The sequence below is a fragment of the Deinococcus planocerae genome, assembly GCF_002869765.1.
Classification (GTDB): Bacteria; Deinococcota; Deinococci; order Deinococcales; family Deinococcaceae; genus Deinococcus; species Deinococcus planocerae.
Genome location: NZ_PNOR01000018.1, coordinates 52,904 through 74,847, shown reverse-complemented (window position 1 = coordinate 74,847; position 21,944 = coordinate 52,904). Strand labels below are relative to the sequence as shown.

The following is a 21,944-nucleotide window of genomic DNA, read 5'->3' as shown; positions in this document are numbered from 1 at the left end:
GCCTCAGCAGGGCGGCGGGGTGAACGCCTCGTGCGCCGCCGTGGGGCCGAGCCCGGCGACCACGCCCCCGCCCGGCAGGAAGATGCGGTGGCCCAGCGTCACCGCCGCCATCCCGTGCTTCGCCTGGGGCATCGGGGAGAGGGCGGTCCAGACCCCGCTGCGCGCGTCGTACCGCTCGACCTCGCCGAACATGCCGTCCGGGCGGGGGCTGCCCTCCCCGCCGAGGGCGTAGAGGCACCGCCCCACGCCCGCCACCGCGTGCCCGCTGCGCCCGGTGGGCAGGGGGGCGGCGCGCGACCAGCGGCCCGAGGCCGGGTCGTAGACCTCGTGCGCCGTGAGCCGGAAGTCGCGCCCGTCGGTGCGCCCGCCGACCGCGTGCAGCCGCCCGCCCAGCACCGCCACCCCGAGGTGGTCGCGGCGGGTCGGCATGGGAGAGAGGACCGTCCAGCGGTCGCGCCCCGGGTCGTACACGGCGAGGTCCCCGACGCTCGGCCCGCGCTGGCCTCCGACGGCGTAAATCCGGCCCCCGGCCACCGCCGCCGCGAGCCCGCCCCGCCGCGTCGGCAGGGGGGCGCCCCGGCGCCAGCCCTTCCCGGGCTCGTAGACCTGTACGGCGTCCGTCGCCCCGCCGAGCCCCGGCCCCGTGTGGCCTCCCAACACGTACAGCCTGCCGCCCAGCGCCACCGCCGCCGGGTGATTCACGGCCACCGGAAGAGGCGGCAGGGAGGCCCAGGTGTTCGTGGCCGGGTCGTAAGCGTCGGCGCGGGGGGTGGTGCGTCCATCCGCGAGAAAGCCGCCCACGACGTACACGCGCCCGTTCAGAGGGGCGGCCCCGACCTCCTGGCGGGCCTGGGGCAATGGGGCGAGGGACGACCACGCGGGCGCGGAGGCCGCCTGCGTCGGGCCCAGGGCGAGGGCGGCGAGGAGGGCCAGGGGACGGGGGCGCGGACGGTGGGACATGGGGTTTCTCCTCGGGGGCAAGGGGGAGGCGCCGGGGTAACGGTGCCGGAGCTTCAATCTTTTCCCAGAATCCCGGCCTAGAGTGGAAGGACGCTCTCTCGTTCCACTCCCCCAGGAGGCTGGCGTGATCGTTTCAACAGACCGGGTTCGGACGCCCTTTCCTCCCCGTCTTCCGCAAGGGGGACCCACATGAAGGTCTGGATGGTCGGTCTCGTCGTGGGCGCGCTCGGGGGCGGCTTCGTCGCCGGGCGGCTGAGTGCCCCCGCGCCCTTCCCCCTGGCGGTGGCGGGCACCAGCCCGACCCTGCGGCCCCTTCCCGTGCAGGCGCAAGTCCAAGGTGACCCGCGCGAGGTGATCCCGCTGGTGCCCGGCCCCGGCGACGAACCCGGGCGGGGACAGCCGGGCCAGCAGCCGGGACCCCAGCAACCCGGGCAGCAGCCGGGTCAGGGGCAGGAGCAGTGCGTCCTGCTCTTCAAGGACGGCCAGATGTACCGCCTGCAACCGGGCCAGCCCGGGCCGGGACAGCAGCCTGGCCAGCAACCCGGGCAGCCGCAACCCGGCGGGGACGGGCGGGGCAATGGGCCGGGCGGCGACAACGAACTCTTCCCCCTCGAACCCTTCTCGCCCGCCCCGGGACAGGGCCCATCCCAACCCGGAGAGCCTGCCCTGCCCGACCTGAACCGGAGGACCTGATGACCGCACCTTCCCCCCTCACCCCCCTGTCGCCCCAGGCGGTCACGAACGCCGCCGCCCGCCTCAGGACCCTGCTGTTCGAGGTCAAAAAGGTCATCGTGGGGCAGGACCTGCTCCTGGAGAGGCTGCTCGTCGCCCTGCTCGCGCGCGGGCACGTCCTCGTGGAGGGGGTGCCGGGCCTCGCCAAGACGCTGGCGATCAAGACGACCGCCGACGCCATCGGGGCCTCGTTCCGCCGCATCCAGTTCACCCCCGACCTCGTGCCCGCCGACCTGATCGGCACCCGCATCTACAACCAGAAGACGGGTGCGTTCGAGGTCGAACTCGGGCCGGTCTTCGCCAACCTGATCCTCGCCGACGAGATCAACCGCGCGCCCGCCAAGATCCAGTCCGCCCTGCTCGAAGCCATGCAGGAGCGGCAGGTCACCATCGGCACGCAGACCTTCCTCCTGCCCGATCCCTTCCTGGTGCTCGCCACCCAGAACCCCATCGAGTCGGAGGGCACGTACTTCCTGCCGGAGGCGCAGGTGGACCGCTTCATGTTCAAGGTGGTCGTGGGCTACCCCGGCTTCCACGAGGAGATGACGGTCGTGGAGCGGGTGTCGTCGTCCTTCGCGCCCGTGGGGGTGCAGCTTTCCGCCGACGAACTGCGCGAGTTGCAGCGGATGGCCGACCTCGTGTACGTGCACCCGGCGGTGACGGAGTACGCGGTGACCCTGGCGCGCGCCACCCGCGACCCGGCGGCGGTGCGGCTTCCCGAGCTGGGGCGGTCAGTCGCCTACGGGGCCAGCCCGCGGGCGAGCGTGAACCTGATCCTGGGCGCCAAGGCCCTCGCCGTCGTGCGCGGGCGGGAGTACGCCCTGCCCGAGGACGTGCGCGACCTCGCGCCGGAGGTCTTGCGCCACCGGGTGATGCTCTCGTACGAGGGGCTGGCCGAGGAGATCAAACTCGAGGAGATGGTGGGCAAGCTCATCGCCGCCGTGCCGCTGCCGCGTGTCCACCTCGGGGACCCGACGGGCGGCTCGCCCCCGGCTGTGACGGGCCATGGCCCTGCTTAGCCTGCGGCGGCGCCGGGGGGTGACGAGTCCGCCTCGCGTCCACACCCACGCCCCGTCGCGCCCGCCGCTGGAACCGCCCGCCCAACTCCTGCGGCGGCTGGAGTTCCGGGTGGTGCGGCGGCTCGACGGCTTCCTCTTCGGGGACTACCGGGGCCTCTTTTACGGCCCCAGCCTCGACCTCGCTGAGGTGCGCGAGTACCAGCCGGGAGACGAGGTGCGGCGCATCGACTGGAACGTGACCGCGCGCAGCGGGCGGCTGCACGTCCGCCAGTACCGCGAGGAGCGCGAGCTGACCGCGTGGCTGGTCATCGACACCTCGCCCTCGATGAACTTCGGCACCCGGCGGGTCCTCAAGCGCGAGCTGGCGCGCGAGTTCGCGGGGGTGGCGTCTCTCGTGATCACCCGCCACGGGGATAAGATCGGCGCGATCACCTTCGGCCCCGGTTCGGGGATGGCGCCGCCGCGCGGGGGCCGCGCCCAGGCCCTCGCCGTGATGAACCTGCTGTCGAAGGGAAGCCCGGACGCCGCGCCCGGCCCCGCGACCGACCTCGCCACGGCCCTGACGGCGGTGGAGCGGACCCTGCGGCGGCGGGCGCTCGTCTTCGTGGTCTCGGACTTCCTGGAGACGGCGCAACGGGGCGCGGGGGGCTGGGCGGGGGCGCTCGGGCGGCTGGCCCAGCGGCACGACGTGGTGGCGGTGCGGGTGTCGGACCCCGCCGAGCGGGCGCTTCCCGACGTGGGCGGCCTGCGGATGCGCGACCCGGAGACGGGCGAGGAGCTGTGGCTCGACACCTCCGACCCGGGGGTGCGCGCGGCCCACGCCCGGCTGGTGGGCGAGCGCGACCAGGCACTCAAAAGGGCGCTGCAATCGGCGCAGGTGGACCTGCTCGACCTCGGCACCGAGCGTGACCCGGTGGGGCCCCTGCTGCGCTTCGCGGCGGTGAGAAGGGGGCGGCGCACATGACCTTCGGCTATCCCGCGCTGCTGTGGCTGCTCTTGCTCGTGCCGCTGGCGGTGTGGCTTCTCTCGGCGGCGGCGCGCAGGCGTCAGGGCCGGGCCCGCGCCTACGCCGACCCGCACCTGCTCGGCACGGTGCTGCGGGGGGGGAAGCGGCAGCGGGCCCTGATTCCGCTGGGGCTGCAACTCGGGGCCCTCGCCCTGCTGCTCTTCGGGGCGGCGCAACCCGTCGCCCGGCCCACCCTGCCCGTGAACAAGGCGTCGGTGATGATCGCGCTCGACGCCTCGCGCTCCATGCTCGCCGACGACGTGCAGCCCTCGCGGCTGGAGGCGGGGCGCACGCTCGCGCGGCAGTTTCTCGAACTCGCCCCCGCCTCCACCCAGATCGGCCTGATGACGTTTTCCGACAACGCCTCGGTCCTCGTGCCGCCGACCACCGACCGCCAGGAGGTGCTCGACGCCCTGAACCGGGTCAAGCCCGCCCAGGCGACCTCCTTCGCGGGGGCGCTCGTGAGCGGCGTGCGGGCGCTGCCGGGCCGCGAGAAGGCGGTGCCGCCGCGCGAACTCGTCGAGGGGCCCGGTCAGGCCCAGGCCGCCCCCACTCCCAACCCGGCGCCCACCCCGATCGACCCTCAGACGCTGCCCCCGGGCGCAATCCTGCTCCTCTCGGACGGGATCTCGAACCGGGGAGCGAACCCCCAGATCGCGGCGCGTTTTGCCTCCGACCACAAGGTCAAGCTCTACGCGGTGGCCCTGGGAACCGAGGGGGGCGCGGTGAGCCGGGTGGAGGGGCAGCTCGTGTTCGTGCCGTTCGACACGCGCGAACTCAGCCGCCTGACGCAGCTCACGGGGGGCGAGTTTCTCTTCCCGCCCGATCCCGAGCGGCTGCGCGGGCTTTTCCGCGACCTCGGCTCGGCGGTGCGCTGGGAGCCGAGCGAGCTGGGGCTCGGCGGCCCGCTCGCGGGGGTGGCCGCCCTGCTGCTCGTGATCGGCGGCGGGCTGGCCGTGGCGTGGCAGAGGAGGGTGCCGTGACACGGGCCTGCCTTCACCCCCGGCCCAAGGAGGTTTTCGCATGAGCTTCATCTGGCCCTGGGCCCTGGCCGCGCTGGCGCTGCTGCCCCTCCTCGTGTGGCTGTATCTGCGGGGGCTGGGGCGGCCCGCGGCGGCGGCGGCGCTGCACCCCGACCTGCGGCTGCTCGCCCAGGCGCGGGGGCGGCCCCGGCCCTTGCGGCGCCACCTGCCCGCCGCGCTGTACCTGGGGGCGCTGAGCCTGGCGCTCGTGGCGCTGGCCCGGCCCACCGCGCCCCTGCCGCTGCCCGACGACCGCACGGCGATCATGCTGACGATGGACGTGTCGCGCTCGATGGAGGCCGAGGACATCAAGCCCAGCCGTTTTTTCGCCGCGCAGGAGGCGGCGCGCAACTTCGTGCGGTCGCTGCCGCAGGGGGTGCGGGTGGGGCTGGCGTCGTTCGCCGGGTACGCGGTCCTCAACACGCCGCCCACCACCCGCCACGAGCAGGTGCTCGTCGCCATCGACGGGCTGGGGCTGGCCCGGCGCACCGCCATCGGCGACGGGCTGCTGGAGTCGCTGCGCGCGCTGCCGGAGCGCGGCCCGGAGGTGACGAACACCCGGGACCTGCCCGCGGCGGCCATCGTGCTGCTCTCCGACGGGCGCAACAACAGCGGCTCGGACCCCCTGGAGGCGGCAGCCGAGGCGAAGCGGCTGGGGGTCAAGGTCTACACCGTGGGCCTGGGCACCGAGAACGGCGACCCCGGCATGGGCGGCTGGGGCGGCTTCTGGGGCGGTTTCGACGCCGAGACCCTCAAGCAGATCGCCTCCACCACGGGCGGGCGCTACTTCGAGGCCCGGTCGGCGGGCGAACTCAACTCGATCTACCGCGACCTGGGCCGTTCGCTGGGCTGGACCGTGCAGCCGCGCGAGGTCTCGGGCTTCGTCGCCGCCCTCGCGGGCCTGATGCTCCTGAGCAGCCTGGGGGTGTCGGAACTGCTCACCCGCCGCATCCTGTAATGGGCCGGGCTCCGCCGTTGGGCGGCGCTCGGGAGGGCTTCTCTCGCCGGGAGAGGCCCCTCGTTCTGTGGAACCCGGCCCGGCAGCTCGCGCACGGGCACCTTGCCCCCGTTCGGCAGGACGGCAGAAAACAAAGAAAACCCCCTGCTCGAGGGGGTCTGCGTGGCGCGCCCGAAGAGATTCGAACTCCTGGCCTTCTGATCCGTAGTCAGACGCTCTATCCAGCTGAGCTACGGGCGCGTGCTGTGGTGTGTGACGGTTCTGCCGGGTGATGCTTGGCGGAGAGGGCGGGATTCGAACCCGCGGTACACTTTTAAGGCGTACGAGCGTTTAGCAAACGCTTGGTTTAAGCCGCTCACCCACCTCTCCACAGGAGGCACCGGATTGTCATGCTGCTGGTCGAAACGGTGGCGAGGGGTGAGGGATTCGAACCCCCGGTAGGTTGCCCCACTACGGTTTTCAAGACCGTTGCCTTCAACCACTCGGCCAACCCCCCGTGACGGCGGGTCACGCCCGGGGCATTCCCAAGCGCGAAAGGAAGTATAGGGACCTCCCCCGGCCCTGTCAACGCTTGCGCCGGAAGGCGAGGAGCAGGGCCACGCCCAGCGCGAGCCAGGGCCACAGCGGGCGGCTCCCCGTCAGCGTCGCCTCCCCCCGCAGGAGGGCGGCCAGGGCTCGCTCGTGCTCCGTCTGGAGCGGCGCGGGGACCTCGCTCGGCGGCAGGGTCAGGTCGGCGTGAAGAATGCCCGTGCGGTAACGGTTCTCCCAGGGGTGGCCGCTGCGCGCGGCCCGCTCCAGCCCCGCGGCGCGCAGGCGCTCGGGGAGGCCCTCCTCCACCCAGGGGAGCAGCGCGACGAACCCCGGACGCGGTTCGGTCAGGACGTACGAGCGCGCCTCGGGGGCGTCCTCGGCCCGGCCCGTGATCGCGCTCTGTCCGTCGAAGGTGAGGTCGAGGAGGTTGCCTACGACCATCGGGTTCACGGCGTAGCGGATGGAGCGGCTCGTCGTCGTGACCTGCCAGCAGCTCTCCAGCCACGCGACGGGCTGGTCGCGCACGTTCGTGGGGTTGGGGGGAAGGCCCTCCTTGGCCGTCCAGGGGGCGCCGTTCGCGTCGGGTTGCAGCAACACGGTGCAGCCGCCCGCCTCCAACTGCCCGATCACGTCCGCCCGGAAGGCATCGAGGCTGATCGCCACGCCGAGGTCGCCGACCGGGGTGGGGAAGACCCGCATTTCCTCCAGCGGCCCCGGCGTCAGGTCCACGCCCCCGGCCTCCTCGGCGGGGGTGAGGTGCACCTTGCCCGCCACGCCGATCAGGTCGCCCTGCGGGTCGAGCAGCACGGTCTCGTTGTGCAGCGTGCCCGCCTCACGAACGAGCCGCCTTCCTTTCAGCCGGTAGCGGGGCAGGGGGGTCGAGCCGCAGCACAGGTACACCCCGTACTCGCGGGCGAGGTCGCGGCAGGTCTCCAGGTAGAGCCGGGTGTTTCCCGCGCTCAGCGCGAGTTGCAGGGCGCGGATGGGCGAGACCCGCTCGCGCAGCAGCACGGGCAGCACGCGGGGGAACCAGCGCAGGAACAGCACGAGGGCCGCCCGCTCGAAGGTCCCGGTCCGGACGGCGAGGGGCACGCCGCGCAGCACGAGGGGCAACCCGTTGAGTTCGGTGAGCACGACGAGGTTGGGACGGTCCGGCGCGAGGTGGGGGCGAGCCATCTCCAGTTGCGAGCGCATCCAGGTGCGAAAGGTCTCGGCGCTGGCGAAGTCGGCGGCGCTCCACTGCGGCTGCACGGCGACGGCCCGGAAGTGTCGTTCCTGGGGGGGTCGCTCTTGAGGGGGCTGCTGCCGGGGGGAGGTCATGCCGCCCAGCCTAGCGGGGGCCGCGTGGGATGATGGGCGCATGTCGGAGGAGGGGAGGACCACGCCGCCCGAAATCACCCCGCTCGGCGACGCCGCGCTCGTCGTGCGCTCGCCCCTCGCCCGGGAACTGCTCGCCGACCTCATGGCCCGGCCCCTCCCCGGCGTGCGGGAGGCGGTCCCCGCCCTCCGTGTGCTGACCGTCCTGTACGACCCGCTGACGACCACGCCGCAGGTCCTGACCGCAAACCTCGCCGCGCGGCTGGGCGGGCTGACGGGGCAGGCGGGCGGCAAGGGACGGACCCTCGCCCTCCCCGTCACCTTCGACGGCCCCGACCTCGCGTGGTGCGCCGGGCGGGTGGGGTTGAGCGTGACCGAGTTCGTCCGGGCCGTGTGCGCCGCCCCGCTGGAGGTCGCCTTCCTGGGCTTCACCCCCGGTTTCGCCTTCCTGACGGGACTGCCGGAGGAACTGAAGATGCCCCGGCTGGACACCCCCCGCGAGCGCGTCCCGGCGGGCAGCGTCGCGCTCGGCGGTCCCTGGGCGGGCGTGTACCCGCGCGAGACGCCCGGCGGGTGGCGGATCGTCGGGCGGACGGACGCCGTGCTCTTCGACGTGAACCGGGCTGAGCCGGTCGCGTGGCGCGCGGGCGACCGGGTGACGTTCGTGGACGTGACGGATGGTTGAGCCCCCCTCCCTGACCGTGGAGCGCCCCGGCCTCCTCACCACCGTGCAGGACGCGGGGCGGCGGGCGCGGGCCCTCGGCGTGCCGGAGGGGGGGGCCGCCGACCCGGTGGCGCGGCGGCTGGCGAACGCCCTCGTGGAGAACGCGGCGGGGGCGGCGGGGCTGGAGGTGACGCTGGGCGGGCCTGCCCTGCGGTTCCACGCGGACGCCCTCGTCTCGCTGTGCGGGGCCCCCTTCGAGGCGAGGTTGGACGACGGGCCCTTCCCCCTGTGGCGGGCCGTCGTCGTGCGGGCGGGGCAAACACTCTCCATCTTCGGCACCCCGCGGGGGGCGCGGGCCTTCCTCGCTGTGCGGGGGGGATTGCACGGGCAGGAGGTCTTCGGCAGCCGCTCGACCGACCTGCGCTCCAGGTTCGGCGGGTTGGAAGGGCGGGCGCTCAAGGCGGGGGACCGCCTCTCCTGGTCCGTCCTGCCGCCCGTCACGCCGCCCCACGCCTTCGTCGGCCCCGACCTCCACACACCGACCGGGCCGGACCTCACCCTGCGCGTCCTCGCCACCCCGGAGGCCACGCCTGACCTCCTCGCCGCCCTGTGCGGCCCCACCTTCACCGTGAGCGGGCAGGCCGACCGGATGGGCGTGCGCCTGGGCGAGGTCGTCCCAGCGCCGCACGACCCTACCCGCGTCAGCCTCCCCAACCCGCCCGGCGCGGTGCAGCTTCCGCCCGACGGTCGGCCCATCCTGCTCCTGAGTGACGCTGGGACCCACGGCGGCTACACCACCCCACTCGTCGTGGCGCGGGTGGACCTGCCCACGCTCGGCCAACTGCGGCCCGGCGACCGGGTGAGGCTGCGGGCCGTGACGCTGGAGGCGGCGCACGCGGCGCTGCGGCGGCGAGAACGGGCCCTGCGCGGGGTGGAGGCGGCCTTGAGCTGGTGGTACAAGGGGGCATGACCTCCACACTCACCATCGACCTCAACGCCGACCTCGGCGAGGGCAGCCCCCACGAGGCCCTCGTCATGCCCTTCGTGTCGAGCGCGAACATCGCCTGCGGGGGCCACGCGGGGGACGAGGAGACGATGCGGGGCAGCCTGCGCCTCGCCGCGAGGCACGGGGTCTCGGCGGGCGCCCACCCCGGTTTTCCCGACCGCGAGGGCTTCGGGCGGCGGGAGATGCACTTCCCCCCGGAGGAGGTGACTGCCTTCGTCCGCGAGCAGATTGAGGCGCTGAAGGCGGTGGCGGCGCGCGAGGGAGTCCGACTCGTTCACGTCAAGCCCCACGGGATGCTCTACAACATGGCGGTGAAGGACGCGGAACTGGCCCGCGCCATCGCCGTCGCCGCGAAGGACTCCGGCCTCCCCCTGTACTTCGGGCTGGCGGGCGAGCGGTCGGTGATGTTGGATGAGGCGGCGGCGCTGGGGCTGGACGCCGTAGGTGAAGGCTTCGCGGATCGAGGCTACGCGCCCGACGGTTCGCTGTGGCCGCGTGGGCAGGCTGGCGCTCTGCTTCCCCACGATAAGGCCGTCGCCCAAGGCGTCCGCCTCGCGCGGGAGGGCGTCGTCACGGCGGTGACGGGGGAGACGGTGCGCGTGCCCGCCCGGACCCTCTGCCTGCACGGGGACGGGGCGGAGGCGGCGGACCTCGCGCGGGACCTGCGGGCGGCGCTGGAGGGGGCGGGGGTCCGGGTGGCGGCGCCGGGAGCCTAGCCCCTCACAGCCGCCGGGCGAGGTAATCGGCCAGCAGGCGGTAGCTGCGGGTCCGCCCGGCGATGTCGCCCGCCCCGTGGCCCTCGTCGCCGAACTCCACGTACTCGAAGTCGCGTCCCTCCTCCCGTCCGTGGGCGAGCAGCGCGTCCCGGAAGCCCCGGGCCTGGTTGACCGGACAGCGGGGGTCGTTGACGCCGTGCATCATGAACATGTGGGCCTTCAGGTTCGCCGCGTGCGTGATCGGGCTGCGCTCGCGCCACAGCTCGGCCTGCTCCACCGGGTCACCCATCAGCGTGCGGAAGTAGTAGCCGAGTTGCGGCATGTCGCGGCTGTTGTCTTCAAACAGCCGGTGCAGGTCGGTGATCCCGACGATGGGCACGCTGACCTTGAACAGGTCGGGCTTCTTCACCGCCGCGAGGTACGAGAGATATCCGCCGTAGCTGCCGCCGAAGACGCCGACGCGCCCCGGGTCCACGAAGTCGAGGGTCTTCAGGTACTCGGCCCCGGCAGCTATGTCCTCCAGGTCGCGCCCGCCCCAGTCCCGCAGGTTGGCGTCGCGCCACTCCACCCCGTACCCGGTCGAGCCGCGCACGTTGGGGCACAGCACCACGTACCCCCGGTCGGCGAGAAACTGGAGCTGCGCGCTGAAGGAGCGGAAAAACTGCGCGGTGGGGCCGCCGTGCACGCAGACCAGCGCCGGGAACCGTTCGCCGGGGGTGACCGACCGGGGCCGGTAGAGGATGGCGGGAACGTGCAGGCCGCCTTCGGTGGGGTAGCGCACGTACTCGCCGGGCACGAAGTCCGCCGGGTCCACCCCGCCGTACTCGGCGGGCAGCAGGACCTCGGGGGTGTCGGTCTCCAGGTCGTACAGCAGCACCTCCGGGCGGGTGGTGGTCGTCATGTATTGAAAGAGCAGTCGCGTGCCGCCCAGCGCGAACTCCGTGCCGTAGGCGAGGCCGGGGGGCAGCCTCAGCTCGCGGGCCTCTCCGGTCTCCGTGTCGTACAGGACGGGCGTCAGGGTGCTCTCCACGTTGCGGATCACGCTCAGCCAGCGGCCATCGGGGGAGAACTCCCCAGCCTCCTCCTCGGTGAGCCCGTCCGGCGGCGTGAGCCAGCGTACCTCGCCGCTCTCCAGGGTGAGGAGGCCGACCCGCCCGTGTCCGTCCGCGTCGCTGGTGACGGCCACCCGCCGCCCATCCGGGTGCCAGCGCCCCACCCCGTCCCGGCTGCCCTCGCGCACCCGCAGGACCCGGCGCAGGTCGCCCCCGTCCGCATTCATCACGTAGCCGTCCAGGTTGCGCAGGTCGGCGCTCTCGTTGGTGTTGAGCGTCACCTGCGTGCCGTCCGGGCTCCAGGCCACCGCCTGGGTGGTGTTGGGTTGCCGGGTGAGGGCCGTCCAGGCGTCCTCGCCCTCCCGGGTCAGGTCGTAGACGTGCACGTTCATCTGCCCGCCCCGCGTGCTGTTGACGAGGAGGCGCCGTCCGTCCGGGTGGGCGTCCACCGCGTAGTCCATGCTCTCCGGGACGTGGTGGAGGGGCCGCACCTGCCCAGGCGCCACCGTCACCTCGAAGAGGGCCTGCCGCTCGTCGCCGTCGTGATCCCGGCTGAAGAGGATGCGTGTGTCGTCGTGCGACCACACGAAGCCCGCGCGGACGCCCTTGGGTGCCTCCCCGTTCGTCACCTGACGCCGCTCGCGGGTGCGGAGGTTCAGGACGTACAGCTCGAAGCGCCCGGTCCAGTCGGCGTAAAAGGCCACCTCCTCCCCGCTGTGCGCGACGGTCAGGGCCGCGACGGTGGGAAGGGCGGTCAGGGCCTCCAGCGGGATGCGTTCGGACATACGGCAGTCTAAGAGGTCGGGGGGACGGGGAACGGCGCAGGTCCGGCAGGCGCCCCCTCGGCCTCTACCTCGACCAGTTCGGCGCCGCCGGGGGAGGGGTGATCGCCGCGTACGTCTCCGTCGCGTAGCGGTCCGTCATCCCCGCGATGAAGTCGCACACGGCGCGGGGCAGGCCGTCCTCCTGTGCCCGGGCGCGGGCCTGGAGCGGCAGCATGGAGGGCCGGGCCAGGAACGCCGAGAAGAGGGTGCTCAGCATCCGGGTCGCCTGCTCGACCTGCATCTCCACCCGCCAGTGGCGGTACAGGTGCTCGCGCAGGAAGACGCCCGTCTCGCGCAAGAGGGCGCGCATGGGATCGCTGTAGGTGATCAGCCGCCCCCCGTTCGGCCCGGTGTGCGCGCGGGCGTCCTCGGCGCTCCCGATGCCGCTCGCGGTGATCGCGGCGTGGCTCGCCGCCGTCAGGTCCGTGATCAGCCAGCCCAGCAACTCGCGGTGCAGGGTGCGGCGGTCGCGCTCGGTCAGGTCGGGCGAGGTCGTGGGCACCCGCACCAGAAGTTCCTGCCACAGCGGCAGTTCGGCGAGTTGGGCCGGGGTGATCAGCCCGCTGCGCAGCCCGTCGTCGAGGTCGTGGGCGGTGTAGGCCAGCGCGTCGGCGGCGTCCACGAGTTGCGCCTCCAGGCTGGGCGGCCCCTGCCCCGCCCGGTCGTGCTTGTTCAGGCCGTCGAGGGTGTCCAGGGTCAGATTGAGCCCCGGGAAGTCCGGGTAACGGTCCTCCAGCCGGGTCACGATGCGGCGGGCCTGGGTGTTGTGGTCGAAGCCCTCCCCGTGTTCCTCCATCAGCGCGTGGAGCACCCGTTCCCCGGCGTGCCCGAAAGGGGGGTGCCCCAGGTCGTGCGCGAGGGCGATGGTCTCCGCCAGCGTCTCGTTGAGCCCCAGCGTCAGGGCCACCGAACGGGCGACCTGCTGGACCTCCAGCGTGTGCGTGAGGCGGGTGCGGTAGTGGTCCCCCCGCGCGTTGAGGAAGACCTGGGTCTTCGCCTCCAGGCGCCGAAAGGCCGTCGTGTGCAGGATGCGGTCGCGGTCTTTCTGGAAGGCAGTTCGAGTCGCGCTCTCGGGCTCGGGGTACTCCCGTCCGCGGGACCGGGCGCTCAGGGTGGCGTAGGGGGCGAGCGTCCGGGCCTCGCGCTCCTCCAGGTCGGCGCGGGTGAGCATGGGGGTATTAGAGCAGACGGGGACAGCCCCGCAGGGGATGGTGAAGCGTTGGGGGCTGGTCAAGCCTTGACGCTCGAAGCGTGTCCGTGGGGTGGGATTGAGCGGCTCAAAATTTCTTTGCCTCGTGAACGTGGAGCGCCGACCCACCATCCGAAGTCAGACCAGTTCGAGCCTTAGCCGCTTGCCCAGGACGACTGCCGCGCGTTCCAGGGTCCGCAGGGTGACGGCATGGTTCTCTGGGTCGAGCAGGCGGTCTACTGCCGAGCGGCTGGTCTCCATCCGGGAGGCCAGTTCGGTTTTCGTCAGGCCGCTGCGTTTCATCTCCTGTTCGAGTTGGAACGCGATCACCCGCTTGACGGCCACCGCCTCGACCTCCGCCAGTATTCCGTCTTCTGCCAGGAAGTCGTCGAAGCTACTCCCGATGTGCTTGCTCACGGATTCGTTACTCATCGCCATCTGCCTCCACTTGGCCTAGACGCCTTCGAGCGGTTTCAAGGTCATTCTTCGGGGTCTTCTGGGATTTCTTGACGAACCCGTGGAGCAGGATCATCCGGTTTCCCTTCACGGTGAAGATCACGCGGGCCGTCCCGTCTTCCAGAGTGGTCCGGACTTCCCAGAGACCCTTTTCCAGCTTGCGGATCAGGGGCATCCCAAGAGGCCAGCCAAATTGCGCGGTCTTGATGTCCTCCCCGATCCTCCTGCGGTCATCCCGACTGAGCGCCTTCAGCCACTCCCGGACGGGTTCGTTGCCCGTGGCCGTGCGAAAGAACCGAACCTCAAGGATGGGCTGTGGTGTCTCTGGTTCAGTCGGGGTGGTCACACCGAAGCAGTGTATCATTTTTGGTGCACGTCGGTCAGTCCGCTTCAACCCCTCCTAAGAGTGCTTCTGGCCCCCATGAAGGAAACACGCCGCGCCCATTCCTTCACCCCCACCCTTGACCCTCCACCCCCTGCTTTACATTGCCCCCATGACGAATGCCGAGACGGGCACCCGAGTGATCTACGACGGCCACATCGTGCGGCTGGAGCTGCTGGACGGCAAGTGGGAGGTCGTGCGCCACGCCGACGCGGTGGCGATTCTGGCGCTGAACGACGCGGGCGAGATGCTGTTCGTCCGGCAGCGACGGCGGGCGATAGACGACTCGACCCTGGAGGCCCCCGCCGGACTCATCGACGACGGCGAGAGCCCCGAGGAGGCCGCCCGCCGCGAGCTTCAGGAGGAGGTGGGCCTCGACGGCGACATGGAACTGCTGACCCGCTTCTACTCCAGCCCCGGCTTCTGCGACGAGGAACTGTACGTCCTCCAGGCCCGCAACCTGCGCGAGAGCCGCCTCGACCCCGACGAGGACGAGGACTTGGAGACGGTGTGGATGCCCCCGCAGCAGGTGCTCGACGGCCTGCGCGACGGCACGATCAAGGGAAGCGCGAGCACGGTCACGGCGGCCCTCTTCGCGGTGCAACTCCTCGGGCGGGGCGACGGGTGAAGACCTACGTCTCGCCCTCCCAGCGCCCCGACACGGAGACGGTGGTCGCCGTCGGCTCCTTCGACGGGGTGCATCTGGGCCACCAGGCGCTGATCGCCCAGCTCAAGGCCAGGGCGCGCGAGCACCGGGTCCCCAGCGTCGTCTACACCTTCGACCCCCCCACCCGCGTGCTCACCCAGGGGGTCGAGTTCCTGTCCACCCTCCCCGAGAAACTCGACCTCCTCGCCCGCTACGGGGTGGACGAGACGGTCGCCGTGCCCTTCACCGCCGAGTTCGCGGCCCGGCCCAAGGAAGCCTTTCTCGACGACCTGCGGACCCTGCGCCCCCGCGCCATCGTGGTCGGCGAGGACTTCCACTTCGGGCGGGGGCGGGCGGGGGGCGTGGCGGACCTGCGGGAGGTGACGCGCGAGGTCGTGGCGCTGCCCATGCACCAGCTCGGCGGCGACGACATCAAGAGCACCCGCATCCGCGAACTGCTCAAGGCCGGGGACGTGGAGGGGGTCCAGCGTCTCCTGGGCCGTCACTACGACGCGCAGGGGGTGGTCGTGCAGGGGGATAGGCTCGGGCGCACCATCGGCTGGCCCACCGCCAACATCCGCGTTCCCGAGGGCAAGGCGCTTCCGCTGGGCGTCTTCGCGGTCGTGGCGATCACTGAACTCGGTCCGCACCATCAGCGGCGGCATCACGGCATGGCGAACGTGGGCTTCCGACCCACGGTGAACGGCCAGGGGCGCCGCTTCGAGGTCCACCTCTTCGACTACGAGGGCGACCTGTACGGGGAGGAGGTGCAGGTCAAGTTCTTCACCCGGCTGCGCGGCGAGCAGAGGTTCGCCGGCCTCGACGAGCTCAAAGCCCAGATCGCGCGGGATGCCGAAGGAGCGCGGGAGGCGCTGCGAGACGTGCGGTGAGGGGAGGGTCGGGCGTGTTCTACTCGTGGCATCCACCCCGGAGGCGGGAGGTCGCAGGCTGACCTGAGCCCTGCCCGAAAGGACGCGCATGGAAGCTCCACCGGCGGCAACCGCGCCCTCCCGCCCCCACGCCCCGCTCCACCCCTCCCCCTGGTCCCTCCTCGGCATCGCCGCCGCGCCGCTCGTCATGGCCGGGCTGGGCCTCACCCACCCCGCCGACCTGACCCTGGATACGGCCCGCCACTGGCTCAGCCTGCACCTCGCCCTGGTCCCGCTGTTTCCTTTGATCGGGGTGAACGTCTGGTGGTTGCTTGCGGGCGTTCCCGGGCCCGTGGCGTGGCTCGCGCGGGTCGGGGCCTTCGTGTACGCCGTCTACTACCCGGCGGTGGACCTGCTCGCGGGGGTCGGCACCGGGCGGCTGGTGGGCCTGGGGGTGGATGAGGACTCCGCCATCGTCCGCGCGCTGTTTCGCCAGGGCAACGCGCTGGGGGATGTGGGCAACCTCGGGCTGCTCGCGGCCTGCGTGCTGACCCTCGCCGCCCTGTGGCCCAGCGTGGGAAGGCGGGTGGTGCCCGGGGGGGTGGCGCTGCTCCTCGGGGCGTGGCTCTTCACCGGGCACCACATCTACCCGCCGCTGGGCGTGACGGGGATGCTCCTCCTCGCCGCCGGGTTCGTGGCCTTGCTGTGGGCGCGGCGACCCGGCGCGGGGCGGCTCAGGGCCGGGTGAAGTTCGTGATGCGCCACTCGCCCTCGCCGTCGGCCACGTTCGCCTGGCGGGTGCCACTGAAAAAGCGGGTGGGGTGGCCGTCGCGCGCGTCGTACTCGATCTCGACGGCGGGGCAGGGCTGCTGCCGCTGGCCTTCGAGCGCCTGGGCAATGTTGGCGAAACGGTCTTCCACCGTCGCGCGGGCCTGGGCGCCCGGCTCGCCCGTTTCCCCGGGGGCGAGTTTGACCGCCTGCGCCATCCCGCCGCGCACCGACACGCGCACGGTGGGAAAACGCACGGGCGCCGACACCTGCGAGAAGTCGTGGCTGTAGTCACGGATGCCCGCCGCCGTCCACCTCGCCCGGGCGGCGGCGAGCCCCTGCTCCAGCGCCGCGAAGTCGGGCCGGACGTAGCCGGGCGCGCACTGTCCCACCTGGGCGGGGCCGCCGACGGGCACGGTGGTCTCCTCCGTGGTCCGGGGTTCGGCATTCTGTGTCTGGGACGGCGCGCACGCGCCGAGGCTGAGGGCGAGGAGGACGGGTGGCAGGGCCTTGAGCATGGCCCCAGCCTACCCACGCGCGTGTGACGCACCGCTGACCGGGGTGAGAAGCGGGCGTACCCTGACCCCATGACCGACCTCGCCCCCGCCACCCTGTCCCTCGACCTGGGCTACTCGTTTTGCCCCAACGACACCTTCATCTTCTACGCCCTGCACGCCGGGAAGGTCGCCTCGCCCCTCCCCGTGCGCGAGCGGCTGGAGGACGTGCAGACGCTCAACGACTGGGCGGTCGCGGGCCGCCTCCCCGTCACCAAGATCAGCTACCGCGCCTATTTCGAGGTGATGGACCGTTACGTCGCGCTGCGGTCGGGCGGGGCGCTGGGGAGGGGCGTGGGGCCGCTCGTCGTCGCGCGGGAGGAGGTCGGCGACCTGAACGGCAGGTTGGTGGCCTCTCCCGGAGCCCTCACGACCGCCGAACTCCTCTTGCGCCTCGCCTACCCGGAGGTCCGCCTCACCCGGATGCGCTACGACGAGGTGATGCCCGCCGTGGCGCGCGGGAAGGTGGACGCCGGGCTGATCATCCACGAGTCGCGCTTCACGTACCCGGAACACGGGCTCGCGAGGCTCCTCGACCTCGGCGCGTGGTGGGAGGGGGAGACGGGCCTGCCCCTGCCCCTCGGCGCGATCCTGGTGCGGCGCGACCTGCCGGGGGAGGTCCAGCGCGGGTTAAATCGGGCGGTGCGGGAGAGCCTGGAGTACGCCCGCGCCCACCCGGGGGAGCCGATGGAGTACATCCGCCGTCACGCCCTGGAGATGAGCGACGACGTGATGCGCGCGCACATCGACCTGTACGTCAACGACTTCTCCCTGGACGTGGGCGAGGAGGGCGAGCGCGCCGTGCGCGAACTGCACCGCCGGGCAGTGGAGGTGGGGGCGGTGAGGCCGTCGTCGCTGCCCCTCTTCGTGGAGGGGTGAGGGCGTCCTCTTAAAGGAAACCTCTCCCCAGCGCCCTAAGCGACCGCACGGCCCCGCCCTCCGGTTCGCTACACTGCCTGCCGAGCCCGCCGGGTGCGGGGTGGGGGAGAAGCATGACTCAAGGCAGCAGGGACGAGGGGGCGGCCTCCGCCTACGAGCGGGCGGGCGTGAGCATCGACGCGGGGGGGCGGGCGGTCCAGCTTATGCGGGAGGCGGTGGCCCGCACCTACGGCCCCGCCGTGCTGGGCGGCCTGGGCGGCTTCGGCGGCCTCTTTCGCCCCACCTTCACCGGGATGGCCGAACCCGTGCTCGTCGCCTCGACCGACGGCGTGGGCACCAAGACGAAGGTCGCCGCCCGCGCCGGGCGTTACGCGGGTCTAGGCGCCGACATCGTGAACCACTGCGTCAACGACATCCTGGTGCAGGGGGCGCGGCCCCTTTTCTTCCTCGATTACGTGGCGATGGGCAAACTTCTCCCCGAGGTCGCCGCCGAGATCGTCACGGGCGCGGCGGGGGCGTGCGAGGCGCTGGGCGTCGCCCTGCTGGGGGGCGAGACCGCCGAGATGCCCGGCGTGTACGTGGAGGGGGAACTCGATGTGGTGGGCACGGTCGTCGGCGTGGTGGACCGCGCCGCCCTGATCGACGGCTCGGCCCTGCAACCCGGCGACGCCGTGATCGCCCTGCCCAGCACCGGGCTGCACACCAACGGCTACAGCCTCGCCCGGATGGCGCTCGACGGGCTGGACTGGCAAGAGCCCCGGGTGGACCTGGGCGGCGAGCGGCTGGAAGACCTCCTCACCGCGCCGCACCGCGCCTACCTGGGCGCCTTCGAGGCGCTGCGGGGGGCGGACGTGACCCTTCACGGCATGGCGCACATCACCGGGGGCGGGCTGGTGGACAACCCGCCGCGCGTCTTCCCCGAGGGAATCGGGATGCAGGTGCACACCGCCTCGTGGACGGTGCCGCCCCTCTTCGAGCTGATCGTGCGGGAGGCCAGCGTTCCGCGTGAAGAGGCTTTCCGGGCGCTGAACATGGGGGTGGGCTTCTTGTTCATGGTGCCTGCCGCCGAGGTGACTCCGGCCCTGACCGCCCTGCGCGCGGCGGGGGAGACGCCCTGGGTGATCGGCGGGATGGTGGAGGGCGGGGGCGTGACCTTCGCGGGCGACACCCCGGGCGAGGCCGGGTGCGGGGTCAGCCCTTGACGAGGCGCCGCGCCCCCTTCGGCTTCGTGCCGCCCGAGCGGGCGACCGCCACCGAGTTCTGGGTGGTCCGCCACGGCGAGAGCACCTGGAACGCCGACGGACGCTACCAGGGGCAGACGGACGTGCCCCTCAGCCACATCGGGGTGCTTCAGGCCGCCAGCCTCGCCGAGCGGCTGACCGGGCAGAGTTTCGCCGCCGTGTATACCAGCGACCTCGCCCGCGCCTCGCAGACCGCCGAGATGGTCGCCGAACGCCTGGCGGGCCCCCCCACCGTTCAACCCGAGCCCGGCCTGCGCGAGATCGACGTGGGCGAGCTGAGCGGCCTCGTCGTCCCGGACATCGAGGCGCGGCACCCCGGCTACCTCGCCGCCCTGCGCGCCGACCCCTGGCGCACCCGCCGCCCCGGGGGCGAGAGCATGGAAGACCTCTTCGCCCGCTGCGGCGCCGCCTTCGAGACCCTGCGGCTGCGGCACCCGGGGGGGCGGGTCCTCGTCTTCACCCACGGCGGGGTGGTGCGGGTCGCCGTCGGCCTCGCGCTGGGAGGCGTGCCCGCCCACGCCTGGGCGCGGCTGAGCGTCACGAACACCTCCATCACCCGCGTGCTGCTCGGCGAGGGCAGCGGCACCCTGCTCGGCTTCAACGACGACGCCCACCTCGAAGACCTGCTGGAGGCCACCGAGGCCGACGACGTGCTGGGGCAGGCGCCGTGAGGGGGAGCCAGGCGCGGTGCGCGGTGCGTGGGGGGGGAGGTGCTCCCGCGTCCCGCCTCCCGCGCACCCCCTCCCCATGACGGCCCCTCTCCTCGACCGCTTTCGCGCCGGCGACCCCCGCGCCCTCGCCCGCGCGATCACCCTCGCCGAGAGCGGGCTGGACGGGGCCCAGCCCCTGCTCCGCGCCGCCCGGGAGAGGGGCAGGCGGGCCGTGGTGCTCGGCGTGACGGGCAGCCCCGGCAGCGGCAAGAGCACCCTCACGGACGCGCTGATCGCCCACCTGCGGGGCCAGGGCAAACGGGTGGCCGTCCTCGCGGTGGACCCCAGCAGCCCCTACTCGGGGGGGGCGATCCTGGGCGACCGCATCCGGATGCTGCGCCACCACGCCGACGAGGGGGTCTTCGTGCGCTCGCTCGCCAGCCGGGGGGCGCTCGGGGGCCTCTCGCCCCGCACGCTGCCCGTCCTCGCCTTGATGGAGGGGTCGGGTTTCGACTGGGTGATTCTGGAGACGGTCGGCGTGGGCCAGTCGGAGGTGGACGTGGCCGCCGTGTGCGACCACACGCTGCTCGTCCTGACGCCCGCCGGGGGGGACGGGGTGCAGGCCTTCAAGGCGGGGATCATGGAGATCGCCGACGTGCTGGCCGTGAACAAGGCCGACCTCCCCGGCTCCGACCGCACCGTTCGGGAACTGCGGGCCGCGCAGGGCCTCGGCGCGCACGACGCCCACACCTGGTTCGCGCCCATCCTCAAGACCGTCGCCTCGCAGGGGGAGGGCGTGGCCGAGGTCGCGGAGGCGGTCCTCGCCCACCGCGCGCACCTGGGGGAGGGTGGCCTTGCCGAACGCCGCGAACGCCGCGCCGAGTTCGAGGTGCGGACGCTGGTGCAAGACCGGGTGCTGAGGCGCGCGCGCGAGCTGAGCCGTGACCTCTACGCGCGGGTGGCGCGGGGCGAACTCGACGCCGACACCGCCGCCGACGAGCTGCTGTCGGGGGGGTAAGCTCGGCCTATGGGCGAACAAGTCACGCTGGACGTGGAGTTCCTGCGCCGGGCGCTGGGGCAGGGTTGGGAGGATGACCCGGGGGGCGTGGTCGTCACGCCGAACTCGCTGCCCCCCGACTTCCCCGTGCCGCTGCCCGACTTCGCGGGTGTGAGGGTGCTCGGCGGCGTCCGGTCGGTGGCGTTTCGTCGGCCTCCCGGAGGATTGCCCGACGGACAGACCACCTGGCGCGTCTTTCTGGACGTGCCCGGCCCTCAACCTGGCGTGATGGCCGCTCTCACGGCCCACCTGGAGGGGCAGGGGTGGCGGGCGGCGCAGCCGTGGCGGCAGGCGTTCGTGGAGGCGGAGGCGGGGCAGTGGATGGGCGTCCACCCTGAACAGGAGCGGACGGTGATGCTCCATGCCCGGGGCGAGGGTGGGGTGACCCAGGTCTCGCTGAACGTGCAGGACGTGGAACCGGAGCAGGTCCGGCACATGCTGGGCCAGGACCCCCACCCGCACTTCCACCGGATGCATGAACTTCCCCTCCCCACCCTGACCGTGCCCCAGGGATGGCGGGTGCAGATGCAGGGCGGGGGAGGCGGCGAGGCCGAACGCAGCGAACGTGCGCTTCTCCTGCCCCCCGAGGGCGCCGCGGAACAGCCGGACCTCCTCGTCCACCTCCGGCCACAACTGGAACGGCAGGGGTGGCGGGTGCTGCATGTGGAAAACGAGGCGGACGGCGCCTCCCTGACTGCCCGCACGGCTCAGGGCGTGGGCGTCCTCACTCTCGGCCCGAAGGTGGGAGCGTGGGAGGCGGTCTTGCTCCATCTGGTGCTGGGACCGGATCGACACGGCAGCGCCAGCTTCTACACCCTAAGCTCGTAGGGATGAAGGCCCGCACCCTCGCCCCCCTCCTCCTCGTCTTCCTGGCCGTGCAGCGGCTCTTTGAGCTGCGCCTCGCCCGCGCGAACGAACGCTGGGCGCGCGAACACGGCGCCGTCGAGTACGGGCGGGAACATTACCCCCTCTTCTTCGTGCTCCATGCGGGCTGGATGCTCGCCACCCTGCTCGAAGGCCGCCGCTCGGGGGGGCGGGTGAACTGGCCCGCCTTCCTCCTCTTCGTGCTCGCGCAGCCGCTGCGGTCCTGGGTCATCCGCACCCTCGGGCGCTCCTGGAACACCCGCATCCTGATCGTGCCCGGCGGAGAACGGGTCCGGCGCGGCCCGTTCCGCTTGCTGCCGCACCCCAATTACGCCGTCGTCGCGCTGGAACTCGCCTCGGCTCCCCTGGCCGTCGGGGCGTGGCGCACGGCGCTGGCCTTCACGCTGCTCAACGCTGCCCTGCTGCTCCTGATCCGCATTCCCGCCGAGGAGCGGGCGCTGCGGGCGTATGCGCAAGGGCGCGGGGAGAGGAGCTGAGCGGGCCCTAGAGGAAGGGGTCACCCTGACTTGGGAAGCTGCGCATCAGAGCGGAGCGGAGCATCCCACGCCGGGGGTGAAACCC

The 21,944-nt window shown here is 72.7% G+C and carries 24 protein-coding genes and 3 tRNA genes; 17 read left to right on the top strand and 10 right to left on the bottom strand.

Translation table 11 applies throughout. The features are described from left to right. Positions 1-3 precede the first annotated feature (3 nt). Positions 4-960 carry a Kelch repeat-containing protein gene (locus A7B18_RS11990; RefSeq protein WP_102126929.1) on the bottom strand — a complete coding sequence of 319 codons (957 nt, stop codon included), beginning with the start codon at positions 958-960 and terminating at the stop codon, positions 4-6. Positions 961-1,149: 189 nt separating this feature from the next. On the opposite strand from A7B18_RS11990, the gene A7B18_RS21990 reads away from it, so the two are divergent. From A7B18_RS21990 to A7B18_RS11965, 5 genes are read left to right on the top strand one after another with little or no spacing between them, the layout of a single operon-like run. Next, positions 1,150-1,653: a hypothetical protein gene (locus A7B18_RS21990; RefSeq protein WP_180970133.1), complete on the top strand. Its 504-nt coding sequence runs from the start codon at positions 1,150-1,152 to the stop codon at positions 1,651-1,653. Further along, positions 1,653-2,711 (top strand): AAA family ATPase, encoded by a 1,059-nt coding sequence (locus A7B18_RS11980; protein ID WP_102126928.1) that lies wholly within the window; start codon positions 1,653-1,655, stop codon positions 2,709-2,711. The genes A7B18_RS21990 and A7B18_RS11980 overlap by 1 nt, the downstream gene beginning before the upstream one ends. Next, a complete protein-coding gene (locus A7B18_RS11975) occupies positions 2,698-3,675 on the top strand; it encodes a DUF58 domain-containing protein (protein WP_102126927.1) in 978 nt (325 codons plus the stop codon). Before A7B18_RS11980 ends, A7B18_RS11975 begins: the two co-directional genes overlap by 14 nt. Continuing rightward, positions 3,672-4,700 (top strand): VWA domain-containing protein, encoded by a 1,029-nt coding sequence (locus tag A7B18_RS11970; RefSeq protein ID WP_102126926.1) that lies wholly within the window; start codon positions 3,672-3,674, stop codon positions 4,698-4,700. Before A7B18_RS11975 ends, A7B18_RS11970 begins: the two co-directional genes overlap by 4 nt. Positions 4,701-4,740: 40 nt before the next feature. Next, the gene (locus A7B18_RS11965; protein ID WP_102126925.1) at positions 4,741-5,697 is read left to right on the top strand and encodes a VWA domain-containing protein; all 957 of its coding nucleotides are present in this window, start codon (positions 4,741-4,743) and stop codon (positions 5,695-5,697) included. 163 nt (positions 5,698-5,860) lie between these two features. Here A7B18_RS11965 and A7B18_RS11960 read toward each other — a convergent pair. The 4 genes from A7B18_RS11960 to A7B18_RS11945 form a co-directional block, all read right to left on the bottom strand. Continuing rightward, positions 5,861-5,937, bottom strand: a tRNA-Arg gene (locus A7B18_RS11960). A 36-nt stretch (positions 5,938-5,973) separates the two neighbouring features. Beyond that, positions 5,974-6,066, bottom strand: a tRNA-Ser gene (locus tag A7B18_RS11955). 39 nt (positions 6,067-6,105) lie between these two features. Further along, a tRNA-Ser gene (locus A7B18_RS11950) sits at positions 6,106-6,193 on the bottom strand. A 68-nt stretch (positions 6,194-6,261) separates the two neighbouring features. Continuing rightward, positions 6,262-7,548: a nitrilase-related carbon-nitrogen hydrolase gene (locus tag A7B18_RS11945; protein ID WP_102126924.1), complete on the bottom strand. Its 1,287-nt coding sequence runs from the start codon at positions 7,546-7,548 to the stop codon at positions 6,262-6,264. Here A7B18_RS11945 and A7B18_RS11940 point away from each other — a divergent pair. From A7B18_RS11940 to pxpA, 3 genes are read left to right on the top strand one after another with little or no spacing between them, the layout of a single operon-like run. Next, positions 7,547-8,230, top strand: coding sequence for a 5-oxoprolinase subunit B family protein (locus tag A7B18_RS11940; protein ID WP_245872850.1), 684 nt, complete (start codon positions 7,547-7,549; stop codon positions 8,228-8,230). The genes A7B18_RS11945 and A7B18_RS11940 overlap by 2 nt on opposite strands. Next, positions 8,223-9,179 (top strand): 5-oxoprolinase subunit C family protein, encoded by a 957-nt coding sequence (locus tag A7B18_RS11935; RefSeq protein WP_102126922.1) that lies wholly within the window; start codon positions 8,223-8,225, stop codon positions 9,177-9,179. The genes A7B18_RS11940 and A7B18_RS11935 overlap by 8 nt, the downstream gene beginning before the upstream one ends. After that, a complete protein-coding gene (pxpA, locus tag A7B18_RS11930) occupies positions 9,176-9,931 on the top strand; it encodes a 5-oxoprolinase subunit PxpA (RefSeq protein WP_102126921.1) in 756 nt (251 codons plus the stop codon). The genes A7B18_RS11935 and pxpA overlap by 4 nt, the downstream gene beginning before the upstream one ends. A 4-nt stretch (positions 9,932-9,935) precedes the next feature. On the opposite strand, the gene A7B18_RS11925 is transcribed toward pxpA, so the two are convergent. From A7B18_RS11925 to A7B18_RS11910, 4 genes are all read right to left on the bottom strand, one after another. Beyond that, positions 9,936-11,768, bottom strand: a complete 1,833-nt coding sequence (locus tag A7B18_RS11925; RefSeq protein WP_102126920.1) for a S9 family peptidase — start codon at positions 11,766-11,768, stop codon at positions 9,936-9,938. A 64-nt stretch (positions 11,769-11,832) separates the two neighbouring features. Beyond that, the gene (locus tag A7B18_RS11920; RefSeq protein WP_102126919.1) at positions 11,833-12,978 is read right to left on the bottom strand and encodes a deoxyguanosinetriphosphate triphosphohydrolase; all 1,146 of its coding nucleotides are present in this window, start codon (positions 12,976-12,978) and stop codon (positions 11,833-11,835) included. 156 nt (positions 12,979-13,134) lie between these two features. Next, entirely contained in the window at positions 13,135-13,428 is a 294-nt protein-coding gene (locus A7B18_RS11915) for a helix-turn-helix domain-containing protein (RefSeq protein ID WP_102126958.1), read from the bottom strand. Then, positions 13,421-13,798 carry a type II toxin-antitoxin system RelE/ParE family toxin gene (locus A7B18_RS11910; protein WP_219722129.1) on the bottom strand — a complete coding sequence of 126 codons (378 nt, stop codon included), beginning with the start codon at positions 13,796-13,798 and terminating at the stop codon, positions 13,421-13,423. Before A7B18_RS11910 ends, A7B18_RS11915 begins: the two co-directional genes overlap by 8 nt. A gap of 148 nt (positions 13,799-13,946) precedes the next feature. On the opposite strand from A7B18_RS11910, the gene A7B18_RS11905 reads away from it, so the two are divergent. From A7B18_RS11905 to A7B18_RS11895, 3 genes are all read left to right on the top strand, one after another. Continuing rightward, positions 13,947-14,462 carry an NUDIX hydrolase gene (locus tag A7B18_RS11905; RefSeq protein WP_102126957.1) on the top strand — a complete coding sequence of 172 codons (516 nt, stop codon included), beginning with the start codon at positions 13,947-13,949 and terminating at the stop codon, positions 14,460-14,462. Continuing rightward, the gene (gene ribF / locus A7B18_RS11900) at positions 14,459-15,370 is read left to right on the top strand and encodes a riboflavin biosynthesis protein RibF (protein ID WP_102126917.1); all 912 of its coding nucleotides are present in this window, start codon (positions 14,459-14,461) and stop codon (positions 15,368-15,370) included. Before A7B18_RS11905 ends, ribF begins: the two co-directional genes overlap by 4 nt. A gap of 88 nt (positions 15,371-15,458) precedes the next feature. After that, on the top strand, positions 15,459-16,097 hold the full coding sequence (locus A7B18_RS11895) for a hypothetical protein (protein WP_102126916.1): 639 nt from the start codon (positions 15,459-15,461) through the stop codon (positions 16,095-16,097). Here A7B18_RS11895 and A7B18_RS11890 read toward each other — a convergent pair. Then, positions 16,084-16,635 (bottom strand): DUF6174 domain-containing protein, encoded by a 552-nt coding sequence (locus A7B18_RS11890; protein ID WP_102126915.1) that lies wholly within the window; start codon positions 16,633-16,635, stop codon positions 16,084-16,086. The two genes, A7B18_RS11895 and A7B18_RS11890, sit on opposite strands and share 14 nt — an antisense overlap. Positions 16,636-16,704: 69 nt before the next feature. Between A7B18_RS11890 and A7B18_RS11885 the strand changes: the two genes are divergently transcribed. The 6 genes from A7B18_RS11885 (at position 16,705) to A7B18_RS11860 (ending at position 21,859) form a co-directional block, all read left to right on the top strand. Continuing rightward, positions 16,705-17,550 carry a 1,4-dihydroxy-6-naphtoate synthase gene (locus A7B18_RS11885; protein WP_102126914.1) on the top strand — a complete coding sequence of 282 codons (846 nt, stop codon included), beginning with the start codon at positions 16,705-16,707 and terminating at the stop codon, positions 17,548-17,550. A gap of 113 nt (positions 17,551-17,663) precedes the next feature. Beyond that, positions 17,664-18,752, top strand: coding sequence for a phosphoribosylformylglycinamidine cyclo-ligase (gene purM / locus A7B18_RS11880; protein WP_102126913.1), 1,089 nt, complete (start codon positions 17,664-17,666; stop codon positions 18,750-18,752). Continuing rightward, the gene (locus tag A7B18_RS11875; protein WP_102126956.1) at positions 18,749-19,462 is read left to right on the top strand and encodes a histidine phosphatase family protein; all 714 of its coding nucleotides are present in this window, start codon (positions 18,749-18,751) and stop codon (positions 19,460-19,462) included. The genes purM and A7B18_RS11875 overlap by 4 nt, the downstream gene beginning before the upstream one ends. 76 nt (positions 19,463-19,538) lie before the next feature. Continuing rightward, positions 19,539-20,459 carry a methylmalonyl Co-A mutase-associated GTPase MeaB gene (gene meaB, locus A7B18_RS11870; RefSeq protein WP_102126912.1) on the top strand — a complete coding sequence of 307 codons (921 nt, stop codon included), beginning with the start codon at positions 19,539-19,541 and terminating at the stop codon, positions 20,457-20,459. A 9-nt stretch (positions 20,460-20,468) separates the two neighbouring features. Next, on the top strand, positions 20,469-21,326 hold the full coding sequence (locus A7B18_RS11865) for a hypothetical protein (protein ID WP_102126911.1): 858 nt from the start codon (positions 20,469-20,471) through the stop codon (positions 21,324-21,326). 2 nt (positions 21,327-21,328) lie between these two features. Beyond that, the gene (locus tag A7B18_RS11860; RefSeq protein ID WP_102126910.1) at positions 21,329-21,859 is read left to right on the top strand and encodes an isoprenylcysteine carboxyl methyltransferase family protein; all 531 of its coding nucleotides are present in this window, start codon (positions 21,329-21,331) and stop codon (positions 21,857-21,859) included. Positions 21,860-21,944: the final 85 nt, after the last annotated feature.